The sequence below is a fragment of the Luteimonas fraxinea genome (assembly GCF_021233355.1).
GTDB classification, from domain to species: Bacteria; Pseudomonadota; Gammaproteobacteria; order Xanthomonadales; family Xanthomonadaceae; genus Luteimonas; species Luteimonas fraxinea.
The window spans coordinates 1824874-1839292 of sequence record NZ_CP089507.1; the positions used below are offsets into that span (position 1 = coordinate 1824874).

General features: G+C 68.3%; 15 protein-coding genes. 6 read left to right on the forward strand and 9 right to left on the reverse strand.

The features are described 5' to 3' along the window. Positions 1-9: 9 nt before the first annotated feature. The 3 genes from LU699_RS08100 to LU699_RS08110 all read right to left on the reverse strand — a co-directional run bounded on the left by LU699_RS08100 (position 10) and on the right by LU699_RS08110 (position 3326). Positions 10-1092, reverse strand: a complete 1083-nt coding sequence (locus LU699_RS08100) for a DUF1615 domain-containing protein (RefSeq protein WP_232136426.1) — start codon at positions 1090-1092, stop codon at positions 10-12. A 93-nt stretch (positions 1093-1185) separates the two neighbouring features. Further along, positions 1186-2385: a VWA domain-containing protein gene (locus LU699_RS08105; protein WP_232136428.1), complete on the reverse strand. Its 1200-nt coding sequence runs from the start codon at positions 2383-2385 to the stop codon at positions 1186-1188. 71 nt (positions 2386-2456) lie between these two features. Then, entirely contained in the window at positions 2457-3326 is an 870-nt protein-coding gene (locus LU699_RS08110) for a type II toxin-antitoxin system RelE/ParE family toxin (protein WP_232136429.1), read from the reverse strand. Between the two features lie 278 nt (positions 3327-3604). Here LU699_RS08110 and LU699_RS08115 point away from each other — a divergent pair, with 278 nt between their 5' ends. Beyond that, on the forward strand, positions 3605-5275 hold the full coding sequence (locus tag LU699_RS08115; RefSeq protein WP_232136430.1) for a hypothetical protein: 1671 nt from the start codon (positions 3605-3607) through the stop codon (positions 5273-5275). Then, a complete protein-coding gene (locus LU699_RS08120) occupies positions 5268-5900 on the forward strand; it encodes a hypothetical protein (protein ID WP_232136431.1) in 633 nt (210 codons plus the stop codon). Before LU699_RS08115 ends, LU699_RS08120 begins: the two co-directional genes overlap by 8 nt. An 88-nt stretch (positions 5901-5988) precedes the next feature. Here the strand turns inward: LU699_RS08120 and LU699_RS08125 are convergent, their stop codons facing one another. Beyond that, positions 5989-6435, reverse strand: a complete 447-nt coding sequence (locus tag LU699_RS08125; protein ID WP_232136432.1) for a DUF3597 domain-containing protein — start codon at positions 6433-6435, stop codon at positions 5989-5991. A gap of 172 nt (positions 6436-6607) precedes the next feature. Here LU699_RS08125 and LU699_RS08130 point away from each other — a divergent pair, with 172 nt between their 5' ends. Continuing rightward, a complete protein-coding gene (locus LU699_RS08130) occupies positions 6608-6904 on the forward strand; it encodes a zinc ribbon domain-containing protein (RefSeq protein ID WP_232136433.1) in 297 nt (98 codons plus the stop codon). Between the two features lie 127 nt (positions 6905-7031). On the opposite strand, the gene LU699_RS08135 is transcribed toward LU699_RS08130, so the two are convergent. The 3 genes from LU699_RS08135 to LU699_RS08145 form a co-directional block, all read right to left on the reverse strand. Further along, positions 7032-8273, reverse strand: a complete 1242-nt coding sequence (locus tag LU699_RS08135; RefSeq protein ID WP_232136434.1) for a DUF418 domain-containing protein — start codon at positions 8271-8273, stop codon at positions 7032-7034. Positions 8274-8310: 37 nt separating this feature from the next. Then, entirely contained in the window at positions 8311-9072 is a 762-nt protein-coding gene (gene tam / locus LU699_RS08140; RefSeq protein ID WP_232136436.1) for a trans-aconitate 2-methyltransferase, read from the reverse strand. Positions 9073-9535: 463 nt separating this feature from the next. Beyond that, positions 9536-9676 (reverse strand): hypothetical protein, encoded by a 141-nt coding sequence (locus tag LU699_RS08145; protein WP_232136437.1) that lies wholly within the window; start codon positions 9674-9676, stop codon positions 9536-9538. A gap of 279 nt (positions 9677-9955) precedes the next feature. Between LU699_RS08145 and LU699_RS08150 the strand changes: the two genes are divergently transcribed. Further along, entirely contained in the window at positions 9956-10510 is a 555-nt protein-coding gene (locus tag LU699_RS08150; protein WP_232136438.1) for a YdeI/OmpD-associated family protein, read from the forward strand. 33 nt (positions 10511-10543) lie between these two features. Here LU699_RS08150 and LU699_RS08155 read toward each other — a convergent pair whose 3' ends face one another. Together LU699_RS08155 and LU699_RS08160 are read right to left on the reverse strand one after the other, a co-directional pair. Beyond that, a complete protein-coding gene (locus tag LU699_RS08155) occupies positions 10544-12055 on the reverse strand; it encodes a S41 family peptidase (protein WP_232136439.1) in 1512 nt (503 codons plus the stop codon). Positions 12056-12140: 85 nt separating this feature from the next. Further along, positions 12141-13286 (reverse strand): helix-turn-helix domain-containing protein, encoded by a 1146-nt coding sequence (locus tag LU699_RS08160; RefSeq protein WP_232136440.1) that lies wholly within the window; start codon positions 13284-13286, stop codon positions 12141-12143. A 166-nt stretch (positions 13287-13452) separates the two neighbouring features. Here LU699_RS08160 and LU699_RS08165 point away from each other — a divergent pair, with 166 nt between their 5' ends. Beyond that, entirely contained in the window at positions 13453-13914 is a 462-nt protein-coding gene (locus LU699_RS08165; RefSeq protein WP_232136441.1) for a hypothetical protein, read from the forward strand. Between the two features lie 112 nt (positions 13915-14026). Next, positions 14027-14419, forward strand: coding sequence for a barstar family protein (locus LU699_RS08170; RefSeq protein ID WP_232136442.1), 393 nt, complete (start codon positions 14027-14029; stop codon positions 14417-14419).

Genomic DNA, 14419 nt, shown 5'->3' on the forward strand with positions numbered 1-14419 from the left:
GCGCCTGACTCAGCGCTGCATGCAGCGTTCCCAGCGTTCCTGGACGCGGTTGGCGAACCACGCGGTCGTCAGGGTGCGGGTGATCTTGGGGCTTTCGAGCACGATGCCAGGCAGCACGGCACGTGGCAGCGCGCGTCCGGCGGCGGTGTCGGCCAGTGCGAAGACGCGGCGGTAGAGATCGGTGTCTTCGAACCCGTGTTCGCTGCCCTGCGCCAGCGCGCGGCGGATCTGCGCGTCCGTCATGTCGATACGTCCGCCCAGCGCGCGCACGGCGCGTTCGGTGGCGCCGGGGGTGTCAAGGTTCGCACCGGGCAGCAGCAGGTCGCCATCGAGCGCGAGTTCGATGCCCGAGGCTTCGGTCACCGCGTTCTGGAAGGCCGCATTGCGACTGGCATACCAGCCGGCGTTGAAATCGGCGAAGCGGTACAGCGGCGTGTCGTAGTTCGCGGGATAGCCCAGCAGATGGGTGGTGCCGAAATACAGGCCGCCGCGCCGGGTGAATACTTCGTGCCGGATGTCGCGCTCGACCGGATATGGATAACCGTCCGCGTGTGTCTGCGCGAAGTCGATGCGGACCTGCATCGGCCCGCCGGTGCGCACCGGGTTGTGGTCGGCGAACAGACGCCGGCCCAGCGGCACCATGGCAATGAAGTCTTCGTAGAGTTCGCTCAGATCGCGCTCGGTGCGCACGCGATCGAGCCGCTGCGCGTACGTGCGGCCATCGGGCGATTCGAGACGCAACGCGGCGTTGAGCAGGAAGTCCGGCACGTGCACCGCGGCGGCGCGGCGCTCGATCTCGGTGCGTGCGAGTTTCGGCAGGCCCGGCACGGCGGGATCGGCGGTGTAGGTGCTCTCCTGTTCGGTCACGGCGAGCACGGCGCACAGGTGTTCGCTGGTGGGCGCGATGTCCTGCGCGGTGAGCGCGACGTAGACATCGTTTGCCCAGCCCGCGCGATCGTCGAGGCGGGCCGGCAGCTTGCGCAGGATCTCGGCGCGGACATCGTCGGGGCTGCGCTGCATCTGCAATGGCGCCTGGCTGGCGCAGCCGGCGAGCAGGAACAGCGCGGTCAGGGCACACAGGATCCGGGTCATGGCAGGCGCTTTGCGGCGAACGGTGCGGCATCGTCGCAGACGCCGTGCGGTGCGCGCGGATCGCGCGCGGCGGCGGTCATGCGGCTGACAGGATCACCGCGTGTCGCCGTCGCGCGCGTCCTGCGTGGCCGCTTCGCGATCGGTTTGCGCTGCATCCACGCCGGCGTCGCGCGCGTTGCTGGAACGCGACACCGTGGCATCGCGCTCGGCCTTGGCGGGCTCGATGATGCCGTCGCGCTTGGCGCTGGCCTGGTCGTTGGCGTAGCTGCGCTGCTCCGAGGTCGCGCGGCCGGTGTTGTAGTCGGCGGATGTGGCCGAGACGATCGCGTTGAATTCGGCACTGGCCTTGTCGACGAGGCAGTTGTAGCGCTCGGCATGCGTGCCGACCGTGCGGTTGTACGCGGTCGATGCAGCGCCGATGCGGCAGTTGAAGCGCGCACTGATCGCGGCAAGACGGCGGTTCAACAGCGCATTGAGATCGGCGCGGTTCTGCGCGGCCAGATACTCGCCGCCCCCGGCTTCGGCGACGCTGCGCAGCTGCTGTTCGGCCTGCGCATCGACATCGAAGCCGATCACGTTGACGACCACGCCGATGTCGCTGGCCTGCAGCGCGCGCGCCGCGGCGACGGGATCGCCGTCGCAGGTTTCGATGCCGTCGGAGACGAGATAGACCACGTTGCCGTCGGCATTCGCGCCGCCATCGGCGAAGTCGCGCGCGGCGGCCTGCAGCGACGCGGCGATCGGAGTGAAACCGCTGGGCTGGAACGCACGCACGGCGGTTTCGAACGCGGCCGGGTCGCGCGGCGCGAAGGGCTGCACGAGTTCGGTGGCGCGGCAGGACTCGGGCTTGTCCTGCTCACGGTTGCCGCCGCGATGGCCGTAGACGCGTAATGCGACCTGGGCGTCGCCTTCGATGCGGCGCGCGAAGTCGAGCAGCGCGTCCTGCGCGATCACGAGTTTGGTCTCCCCGCCCTGGCGACCGGCCATCGAGCCGGAGGCATCGAGCATCAGCAGCACGCGACGCGGTGCGGCGGGCAGGCCGGCGACGTCTTCATCGGCGCAGGCCTGCGCATCCGGCGACTCGGCCTGCGGGCAGGTTGCGATGTCTTCGCCGTGGGTGGCGACTAGGCCGTCGTAGTAGCTGCGCAGCGCGGGATCGTCGGTAGCCGCGGCAGCAGGTGCGTCCGGCGTGGCGGAAGACGCGGCGGTGTCGGCGGTGTCGGTCCGGCTGCAGCCCGCGGACAGGCAGGCGGCGATCACGAGGGCCAGCAGATGGCGGGCGTTGCGCGGCATGCGGCGTCTCCGGTGTGGACGCGCAGTGTGCGGCCGGGGCGTCGCGGCGCGATCAAGACGACCGCGGGGAATCAGCGGTACGGCCCCGGCCCGCGCCAGACGACTTCGCCGCGGCGGTAGACGCGATGGAAGCCGATGACTTCGCGTGAGTCGCGGATGTTGGCCATCGCCGGATCTTCCGGGGCGAGCATGCGGCAGTCGCTGGACTCGCGGCGCAGCGCGGTTTCCAGCGGGCAGACCATGTAGTCGCGGGTGCCCGGCAGCGGGATGAAGAGTTCGGTGACGCCTTCGTCGCGCCATTCGCGCAAGCGGGTTTCGCTGGTGGTGTCGTAGACCACCTGGTAGCCGCCGACTTCGAGACTGGGCTGGTCTGACGTGGAATCGCGGCCGCGGCCCTGGCCGATCTGCGCGGTGCGCTCGCGACCGGCGTTCACCGGCGCGGTGGCCTCGGGAAGCATGCCGGGCGGCTGGCCCCAGGTGCGCGCGCGATGCTGGGCATCGGGCGGGCTGGCGGCGGCCTGCGACTGCACAGGTTGCGGCGGTGTCGCCGGGGCCGGCGGCGCAGGACGCGGCGGGCGGACCTCGGTGAGGGATTCGACGGGCGCGACCTCGTCGGGCGGCACCGGTTCGGCGGCTTCCTCGACGCGCGTGGTCACCACACGCGAGGTCACGGGCGCGGCCTGGGTGGGCGGCGTCTGCGGCGGCGGGCTCGCAATCGGCGCGGTCACCGGCTGCGGCGGGGTGATGCCGATGTACTCGACCGCCATCGGGCTGCCGGCCGATGAGCCCTGCGGCGTCTTGAAGACGATGGGCTGCGAGGTCAGCAACAGATACGCGAACAGCACGTGCAGCACCGCGCTGACGAGCGCGGCGAACCACGGCTGCAGACGTTCGTTGCGGGACGGAGCGCGTCCCTCCGGACGGCGGAACGCCTTGCTCATGCCGCCTGCAATGCGTCGGAGGTGCGGGCCTTCATGCGGAATCTGGAGGTGCGGCGTGGGGACCGGCATCGTAACGCGAGCGGGTGTGCAAACGCGGGGACGCGGGGGCTGTGATCCAGCGGTGGTGCAGTCCGAGGGCGCTTCAGAACGCGTGGCGGCGCGGATGGCGCGCGTGGTCACCTGAACACCAGGCGTCGCCCCTAGGGGCGGCCCCACTGGGCGACGTGACAGGCAGGTTGCACGCTGACGCCACGTCCCGCGCGCGCCAGGTTCCGGCCATGACCAATCCCCTGTCTTCCGCCACGAATACGCTGCTCACCCACTACGATCGCGCCGCCGCTGCCGACACCGGCTTCTTCAGCGACGCCTCGCGGATCACCACCAGCGATCTCGAAGCCCTGATCGCCGATGGGTCGACGCCGCAGGACCTGCGCGAGGCCGCGCAATTCCTGCTCGACAGCGCGGTCTCGCAGCGCTACCTCGATACCGCCAACGGGTCCGGCGGATTCGATGGGCGCATCAGCCGCGACGATTTGCAGTCGGCCGCACAGGAACTCGCGGGACCGGGCGCGTACAACGCCCTGCTCGACACCGCGGCCGGGCAGCGGTCTTCGGCTTGGAATCCCTTTTCCGCCGCGCGCGATGGCACCGTGGGCGATGCCGACATTGCCGCCGCGCTCGCCGATCCCGGCGTGCCGCAGGAGGTGAAAGACACCCTGCAGCTGCTGCAGCAGTCCGGCGACACCACGCGTGCGAGCGAACTGCTGCGCAGCCTGACGCCCGAAGGTGCCGCGGCGGCGAGCGCGCTGCAGAACACGCCGGCCTACGCGGCGCTGTCGGACGCGGACCGCGCACTGGTCGCGCAGGCGTTCGTCGATTCAGGGGCGTCGACGTCGGTCGCACGTGATCTCGCCACGCTGGTCGGCGATCCCTCGTTCCAGGCGATGACGCCGGCGCAGCGCACCGCCGCGCTGAGCGAGGCGGCGCTGCTGCAGACGCCGGAGTTCAAGGCGCTGTCGCCGGCGGACCAGCGCCTGGTGACCGAGGCGCTGGCCAACCGCACGCCTGGCGACACCGATCTGCCGGCCGCGCTCAAGACGCTGATCGAAAGCGCGGACTTCCAGTCGAGCGACCAGTTCGGCGCCGACGAGCGCACCGCGTTGCTGAGCCAGGTGCGCAACTATCCCGATTCGCGCTCGGTCGAGAACCTCGGGCAGCTGATCGGCAAGGACTGGTTCCGCGATTTCGATCTGGGCGACAGCCAGCGCGCGTTGAAGGCGGTGGCCTACCTGTCGCAGAACGATGCCGGCGACATGACCATCATCGACAACACGCTGGATCTGTTCCTGGCCGATGACGCGCCGTACCGCTTCGACTTCGGCGAGACCTCGGCCTACGGCTCCGTGCCGCCCGAACCGGGCGACCTGTTCCAGATGAATCGTGCGTACATCGGCGCCGACAACAATCCGGTCGACATGTCGATGTCGTCGACGCTGGGCGGCGAGCTGCGCGTGATCGGCCATACCTTCGTGCATGAGGTGAACCACATGCGCAACTGGGACAAGAGTCTGTCCCTCAACTCGTCGTACGGGTTCCATGAGGAATACCGCGCGTTCTACGTCGGCTCGCAGGCACAGCACGGTCGCACGCCGACGGTCGCGGACGTCATCGACCGCGTGGCCGGCTTCGTCAACGTGGATGGCAGCTACGACCACCTCGCCGCGCTGCTGGATGCGAAGGGCGCGGATGCGCAGGGGATCGTGGATCATCTCAATACGATTCTCGGGCGCAGCGATCTGACGGTCGACAACGCCCGCGCCGAGGTCAACGCGCTGGTGCAGGCGAAGAAAGAGGCCGAAACCAATGGCACACCCTTGCCGCCGGAGCTGTCACAGTCTGCCGGCGTCACCACTGGGCCCGATGGCACGAACAATCTGACCAATGCGTAAGCTGATCCATGCCGCCGGCTGTTGCCTGTTGATCGTCGCCCCGACCGGGTGCGCGCAGCAGGCGGCTGCGCCCGCGGCCACCCCAACCGAATCGACGGCGGAGACGATGGACGAGACCAGCAAGCGCGTGGCCGAAGTAGCCGCGGACGCCAATGGATGGCAGGTGGCGGATGTCGTGGTGACCGACGTGCCGGACGGGGCCGCAGGTGCATGCCGCCTGGTGGGCGTGCGCTCGAACAATGTGCTGTCGGCCTCGACGAAGACCTATGCGGTGCTGCATGGCGACGAAGTCGTCGGCCGTGGCGACGCGGATGCGCTGGCGCGCGTCCTCGACGCCTGCGGCGACGAAGCAAGCCCGGCGCTGTGGGCCGAAGCGGTGGCCGCATTCGGCGAAGACGTGCCACCGGGACGCGTGCCCAAGGCCGCGGCGAACATCTCCAGTGATGCGCACCGCGGCGCGATCGAGCGTGGTGGCTACAGCTTCCATCCGCCGCAGTTCGCAACCGACGGCGCGGTCGAGTTCTTCATGACCGATGTCGAAGGCGGCCAGCTGTTCGAAGTGCGCGCGGCGCGCGGCGCTGATGGCGCGATCGATGTAGTGGTGAAACCTGCAGGACGCGGCTGATCGCGTCGCGCGGTACGGATTGACTGAAACGCAGCGGGCCGGCGCGTGTGAGGCGCCGGCCCGTTTTTCTACATGCCGCTTCGAGCGGTCAGTCCTTCAGATCGTCCGGGACCTTGCCGCCGTTCTCGGCCAGCTTGCGCATCACGGCCTTGTGCAGCGCGAGGTTCTGCTCGGCACTGCCGTGCGCACCGGCGTTGACGTCGAGCTCGGCGGCGAGCTCCTTGCGCGCCTCGAGGTTGGAATCGAGATCGAGCAACTTCAGCAGGTCGACGATCGAACGGCGCCAGTCGCTGGCACCACCCTTCTCGGCGGCGAGCGCGGTCAGCACCGCTTCGACATCGACCGGCTCTGCCGGCTGCGCGGGCGCTGTCGCGGCGGGCGTCGGGTTGTGCGACGGCGGCGACACCTTGGGATCGTTCTCGCTGCCGGTGAAAATCACGGCCGCCGGCTTTGCGGGCGCGGCAGGCTTGGACGTCGGCGCGGGTGCATCTTTGCGGCCGAAGATGCGGTCGGCGATTTTCGAGAACAGGCCCATGCGGGTCACTCCGTTGAAGGGAACGGCGAGTGTGTGGCGCCGTTTGCAAAGGCCGCATGAAAGAATCGTGCGGTTGGGATGACGCTTCGGATCGGGGTTAGTCTGGCGGCCTGCGCCGACGTCGATCTTCGGGTCACGCAGGTGCGGTCCACTTCACGGGGAGAAGATTCGAATGGCGCTGGTGCAATGCGTGGAATGCGGACGCGAGATCAGTGATCGGGCGATCGCCTGCCCGCAATGCGGCTACCCGCGCCGGCGCACGGCGCCGATGTCGCGTGGCATCAAGATCCTGCTGGGTGCATGCGTGCTGCTTCTGGTCGCGATGTTCGTGTTCGCATTCGTCGCTGCATGGATGCTCCGCAAACCGATCGACATCGAACTGCCGCAGTCGAGCTTTCCATCGACTTCGTCGCAGGCGGACTGTCTCCCGCACCACGTGTGTGCGGCAACGCAGTTCGCGTCCCGCTAGACCCACGCGGCATCTCGCAGCGCATCGAATGGCGCCGTGCTGATACCGCCGCTCCGACCGTCGACCGCTTCACATACCGACCGCGGTCTGCTGCGTGTCGCAGCGCCGGTGCGCCTGGCGCGCCGCATCAATCGGCGGCACGGTCCCGTCGACGCAGCGTCGGGCGCTGCCCGTTGGTGCACCAGCGCCAGATCCATTCGACCGGCCCGTAATGGAACCGGTCCAGCCACCATCGGCTCCACCACAGTTGCAGGGCCAGCACCGCGACCCACGCCAGCAGCAGGCCGACCAGCCCATGTGGCGCGCCCAGGCCTAGACCGATTCCGTAGAACAAGCCGATCGCGAGCAGGCTCTGCGTGAGGTAGTTGGTCAGCGCCATGCGGCCCAACGGTGCGAAGACACCGAGCCGGCGGTTCCATCCAGGCCGACAGAACATCAGCACGAAGCCGGTGGCGTATGCGATGCCCAGTGCGAGTGGCGCCGCACGCAACAGCATGCGGATCGCAATGCGCACTGCCTCGACATCGATGGCCGGCCACGTCGTACGCATGGGCGCCTGGATCTTGGACAACACGGTCGCCAGCAGCCAGGTGAAGAGCGCGCCGATCAGAATGCGCAGCAGCAGCGGACGATGTTGATCGGGAGACTGCAGCAGCCCAGCACGACCCGCCCAGTAGCCCAGCAGGAAGCGCCCCAGCACGAAACACACCAGCGCCCAGTTGGAGAGGCGCGCCCAGTTCGACATCGCCATATTGGTTGTGAGCGTATCCGCCCAGGACGTGCCGGCGAACGCGTCGAGTGCACGAGCATAGATGTCCGCCTGCGATGCCAGCGCAGGCAGCAGCGGGCGGATGACGGGCGTCAGGAGCGGCGGCAGCATCGCCACGATCAGGCCGGTCACGATCAACGTCCGGCTGGATGCGTGTCGGAAGGGAATCATCAGCAGGCCCACGAGCGCATAGGTGAACAGGATGTCGCCCCACCAGACGAACCACGCGTGGACTGCCCCGATCGCCAGCAGGACCAGGAGGCGCCGCACGTAGCGGCGCATCACATCCGCGCCGCGCACCTGCGCGCGTTCGAGCTGCAGCGCGAAGCCGAGCCCGAACAGCAACGAGAAGATGGTGATGAACTTGATATCGACCAGCGCCGTCATCGCATCGAGGACGAATCCGTCGAAAGTACTGCTCGGCAGGCCGGCTTTCTGCTGCGCATCGAGCATTTCGTACAAGCTCAACGAGCGCAGGTTGACCATCCACACACCGACCAGCGCGAAGCCACGCAGTGCATCGATCACCGTGTGGCGTTGCGCAAGCCGATGGGTATCGTGTCGCTCGCCGGTATCCATGGAGACTGACGAGTGCAACATGCGCGCGCGGTCATTCGGTCCGGAGTGGCCCCGCATCCTAGACCTGCGCGATCACGAACAGCCGCGGAAACGGCAGCAGCAGGCTGCCATCTGCCTGTGCGGGCATCGCGCGTGTGATGCCGTCGAGATAGGCATCGAGAAACTCACTGCGCTCGGCGTCGTCCAGCGGCGCGAGGTAGGGGCCGAGTGCGGAGCCCTTGAACCATTCGACGACGGCGGCGTGATCGGCCAACGGATGGAAATAGGTCGTGCGCCAGATGTCGACGCGACTGCACAGCGGCGTCAGCAGTGCGTGGTACCACGCGGCGTCGTGGCGCTCGGGATGCTGCACATGGCCGATACGCGGGAGCCAGCGCGGCGATGCGGCGAGCGTCTGCGCGACGCGATGCGGCGGCTCGCCGAGATTGTCCGGTGTCTGCACGGCGAGGCAGCCGCCGTCGGCGAGCTGCGCCAGCAGCTGCGGGTACAGCTGCGCGTGATCGGGCAGCCACTGCAGCGAGGCGTTGGCGAGGATCACATCGACCGGGCGTTCGGCACGCCAGCTGGCGATGTCGGCGACCGCGAACGCGATGTCCGGCAGACGTTCGCGCGCGGCGCGGATCATGTCGTCGGCGCTGTCGATGCCGAGGATCGTCGCGTCCGGATAGCGCGCGGCCAGCACCTGCGTGGAGTTGCCGGGGCCGCAGCCCAGATCGACCGCATACGCGACGCTGTCGCGCGGAATGGCGGCGACCAGATCGCGAGACGGGCGCGTGCGTTCGTCTTCGAAGCGGCTGTACTGGGTGGCGGACCAGGTCATGCGTGTCTCCGTGCGCGGTGGTTGGGCGCCGTCTACAAACCCGCAGTTCGTCATCCCAGCGCACGCTGGGATCCATTGTGATCTTCGCGTCTGCGTTGGATCGTGCGACGACGCGCGAGCGAACACAGTGAAGCCGATGGGTTTCGCTGCGTTCTACCCATCCTACGGAGGTGCCTGGTATCTGATCCGTGTCGTGACACGTCGAGTGTGGAGGCGATCGACAAGTCGGGCTTGATGTCGGCCCCGAGTTCATCGCACCGCTCGGTAGGCGTTGTGTTGTGCACGGCACCTTCGTGGGTTGAAGGGTAGGCAATTGGATGTTGCGACGGCGCTTGCCCTCACCCCAACCCCTCTCCCGAGGGGAGAGGGGCTAAAGCACGCGTCACAGAGAGAATCTTGATGCACTCCTAAAAAAAAAACGGCTCCATCGGCGCCGTTCTTCCTGACTGCCTGTACCAGCGCCTTACTTCTTGGACGAAGAGCCCTTGCCGCCACTGGAGGACTTGCCGCCGTCCTTCTTCTGCGAGTCTGCGCCCTTGCTGTCACCCGCGCCGGAGCCCGACTTCTGCTGCGGCTTCTTCGCGTCTTTCTGGTCGTTCGCCATCATCTACTCCTGCGCGGTGGAATCACCGCCCGGCCAACGTCCTCTCGCGGAAGTGACGGCGAGGTCGGTTTGCGCATCTAAATCGAGACCGATCCATGGCGGGTGTCGACGTGAACGAGACATGGCCTGCCAGACCGCTGGCACATGCATCGTGAGCGCGTGCCGTCGGCCTGACGGGTCGGCCGATTGGCGTCCAGAACCGGCGGTCACGCGCGCTCCGCAGACGACCGGCATCGACCGCCACATGCGTTGCCCGCGCGGCGGGTTTATCGTCGCCGCATGCGTGCATCCGATCCGATCCGCTGCAAGGCCCGACTGCTGCGCCCAGCTACGCCGAAGGCCGCGACGTGGACGTTCATCGTCTTGCCGCCCGCCGTCAGCGGACAGCTGCCGACACGCAGCATGGTCACCGTCGACGGCACGTTGGCCGGCCAGTCTTTCCAGGCGACGCTCGAGCCCGACGGCGCGGGCAGCCACTGGTTCAAGGTGGACAAGCGCCTGCGCGAGGCGGCGGGCTTTGCGGCGGGAGACACCGTCGACCTCGTGCTGTCACCCGTGGCCGAAGCACCCGAGCCGACCGTGCCCGCCGATGTGCGCAAGGCGCTCGCCGGTCATCCGCCCGCGCACGCGCAGTGGAAGACGCTGACCGCGGTGCAGCGTCGCGACTGGATCCACTGGATCACGTCGGGCAAGAAAGCGGAGACACGGGTGACGCGCCTGGCGACCGCCTGCGACATGCTGGGCTCGGGCAAGCGGCGTGCGTGCTGTTTCGACCGGTCGGGCATGTACAGCAAGGGGAATATGGGCGCGCCGGAGGCGGCGGACGCGTCCTGACCGCGATCCGAGCGCGCATCGAAATCCGGGATCTCAGCCGGCACGCAGCGCGCGCCTGACCGCGTCCATTTCCGCATCGCGACCTTCGACGATGTCCTGCACCGTGTGCTCCACGCGGATATCGGGCTCGATGCCGGCATCCGGTGGCGCACCGCCCGGGAATGGCCCGAGCGGAAACTGGCCGACCAGCGGCAGGTCCAGCTCGATGCCACTGTGCGGCAGGGTCAGGAAGAAGAATGCGCTGCCGTTGATGCCGCGCTGGTTGCCGCCGGTGGCCTGCCCTACCAGGGTGGCCAGCCCGCTGGCTTTGGCCTGCTGCGCGAATTCGAAGGTCGCCGAGCTGTTCTCGGCACCGATCAGGACAAAGACTTTCCCGGTATAGCGCGGCGCGATAGGCACGATGCGTTCGACGCCAGTGTCGGGCTGCCAGCGCGTCAGGCGGAAATCATTCTCGCCGCGCGGCGTCGCGGCGTCGCCCCAGTCGTAGAAGCTGCGGTCCCAGGTCGACAGGCCTGCGCGCAGGTCGTCCGGCACACGACGGACGCGGACCCGATGTTCGATGCGCGGGAGCTCGATCGGTGCGGCCGCGAGATGGGCGAGCAGCACCTCGCCAATCCCGAGCCCGCCTTCGTTGCCGCGCAGATCGATGACGAGCGCGGGCGTGCCGGCTGCATCGAGTTGCGCGAACGACGTGTCGATGAACGCGCGCCAGTCCCATGTGCTGTTGAACAGGGCCCAGCTCGGCATGTGCAGCACCGCCAGCGCCGGGTCGCGCGAGTCGAGCGACCATGCCGGCGCCTCGGGCGAGGCAGCGGAAAGATTCACTAACTGCTCGCTGCGCTGGGCGAGTGTCAAACCCTGCAATGCGCGCTCGATTCGCGTGCCATCGGGATTCCGCCAGACCACGACCGGGCGCTCCCCGAGCTTGGGGTACAGCAGCGGGAGGTAGACATCGAACATCTCGATGGCGTCGTAGCCCAGCACCTGCATTTGTGCGATGCGCTTGGCGTCGTTGCCGCCATCGGCGCGGGCGACCTGCAGCAGCGCGGTCAGCATGTCCTGCGCAGGCACGCCGCCGATGGTGAGGACGTCTGCGCCGCGTTGCAGATCCGGAATACCGAGGCCGTCGGTCACGACCATGCGGCCTGCGATCCAGCGGAAGTGGAACGGCAGCCGCTGCGCGCCGCCGAGCAGCGCCGACTGCAGCGCATCGGGCTGGTTGAGGACGTTGGGAAACGTGTGTCCGCAGCGGATCGTGGCCGCGAAACGCGCAAACGCCAGGAAGGCCTCGCCACGCGTAGCGCCGCCGGCGAGTGCACGACGCAGACCGTCGAAGCGCGCCCGCACTTCTTCGGGCGTGGCGTAGCGGTACAGGCCGGGATGGAGCGCCGTGTAGGTGCGCTGCAGCCGATCGACATCGGAGACGAGGCCGGCGCCCGACAGGACATCGTCCAGACGCGCGCGATCCGGGTCGGGCGCTGCGGCCAGCGACACGGGCAATGGAAACGCGAACAGACAACACAGGAGCAGTACGAAGCGCGCCATGGAGGTTCCGACAGAGGAGACGATGTCGGAGCATCGGCCCGCAGCGGCCGCACGGCGCCTCATCGCGCCAGCGCCTGCACGCGTTTCAGGAATCGGGACGTCGCGTGCGCCGCCACTCGCTGGGCGTGCAGCCGGTGGACCCGCGGAACACCCGGTTGAAGGTGGCCTTGGAGCCGAAGCCGACCGACAGGCCGATGTCGAGGATGTCGTCGCTGCCGACCAGCCGGCGTTGTGCGTCCTCGACCCGCATGCGGTTGATCAGGGCGCTGAAGCTCAGCCCGAGACCTTCGTTGACCGCGCGGGACACGTAGTTGGTGTTGCTGCCGACCCGCCGCGCCAGCTCGTCGAGGTCGAGGGTCGGCTCCCGCCACCAGCTTCCTTCAATGATCGCCGCCTCGATACGCGCCCCGAGGGCAGCCCAGTCGCGGGGCGCCCGGGCCGACTGCGTAACAGGCGGCGTGTCGACCGACGCATCCGATGCTGCGGGTCCCGTGCCGGCATCACCGATGCGCGGGCGCACATCGCGCGCATGCCGCCAACCTTCGAACCCGAGGTAATAGACCAACGCCGCGAGCGCCACATACATCGGGAACTCGCGAAAGTAGCCCAGCCCGCCCACGACGCGGTCGGCGATCGCGAATCCCAGCCGCAGCAGACTCCACGCCAGCATCGCCACGATGAAACGCTGCAGCCAACGCAGCCGCCACTCCTCGCGCGCGGCGCTGTGTTGCTCGAGCCAGTGCTGGTAGCCGCGGAAGCTGCGATACGCGAGCACCAGATAAAGGAGCATCGACAGCTGCACCGCAGCGGTTTCGACCGGCAGCACCCATGGATGATGGACCGCCGCATTGAACGCCAGCTTGTCCGGCAGCGGCCGCAGGAACTGTACGGTGTAGTAAGCACCCTGCAGTGCCGCCGGCAGGAAATGCCACGCCCAGCCGCGCGGCAGGCGCGTGATCGAGAGCTGGCGCGCATAGAGCCAGACGCAGGGCCCGATCGCCAGATCCCAGTAAAAGGGCGCGAACGTCAGCCACTGGAACGCGTCGTACACACCCGCGTAGCCGATCGTGTACGGGGTGATCTTCAGCACGATGACGATCAGCAGCGCGGCGAGTACGCGGTTGGCGGTGCCGTTGTCGCGGGGCCGCCACAGCAGCGCCGCCATCAGCAGGCCGTGCAGGCTGGCGAGCAGGAGCAGCAGGCTCCAGGTGCCCAGGCGGATGTGCGTCATCAGGGGTCCGTGTGCGGCATCGCGCGACGCCGGCGCAAGCCTAGCAATCGCCGATCGCCCCCACCATTTCCTGCGACGGCGCGAACGCCAAGCGTGTGAGACCTGGCCGCATCGCCCCGCTGTCCACGTCTGTTTTCGATGGATGCATTCGAAAACAGGACCCGGCATGACCCGCTCACGGCTTTGCGCCCTCGCCCTCTGCTGCGCGCCGTGGCTGGCGTCGTGTACGCCCGAGCCACCGGTGGTGCCGGTCGCGGGCGCAACGGTTGCGGCCCCCGTTGCGGCCGTGCCGTCCGGCGAGCATCTCGTCTACATCGTCGGGTGCGTGAACTGCCATCACCAGACGCCGAAACAGATCATCAACGCGCCGCCGCTGGTGCTCGCCAAGAGCTATTCGCCGGCCGAGTTCACCACGCTGCTGCGGACCGGCGTCGCGCGCGACGGGCGCGATCTGTACGCGCAGGGCAGTCTGATGGGCATCGTCGCGCGGGAGCAGCTGTCGCATCTGAGCGATGCGGAGATCGGCGCGATCCATGCATTCCTGCGAAATGACTGGACGGCAGCGCGCGCCGCGGTGGAGGAGGCCAAGATCGCGACGTTCCCGCCGCCGACGTTCCACAAGGACTGAGTGCACGCATTGTGGGATTCGATGCGAGGCTTGCATCGGCCGTGCGAGCAGCGATCAACCGGCGCTGACACCGTCGATGCGATGATCGCCGGCCCCCGGATCGACCGCCGCCATGACCCGCATCCTGACGCTCGACGGCAACCGCATCCACGATCTCGCGTCCTTCTACGACGCGATCAACCGGGTGTTCATGACCGGCGTCGACTGGCAGCTCGGCCACAGTCTCGATGCGCTCGACGACATGCTCTACGGCGGCTACGGCGCGCTCGATGGCGATGCGCCGGTGACGCTGGTCTGGACGGATTTCGCGCACAGCCGCGACGCGCTCGGCATCGACGCCACACGTGCCTGGCTGCAGGACAAGCTCGACACACCCGGCCGCTACGACAAGGCACGTATCCGGCGCGACCTCGATGCGCTTGAGGCCGGCAGTGGACCGACGTTCTTCGATCTGGTGCTGGAGATCATCGCCGCGCATCCGAACATCACGCTCGACGCGCGTTGA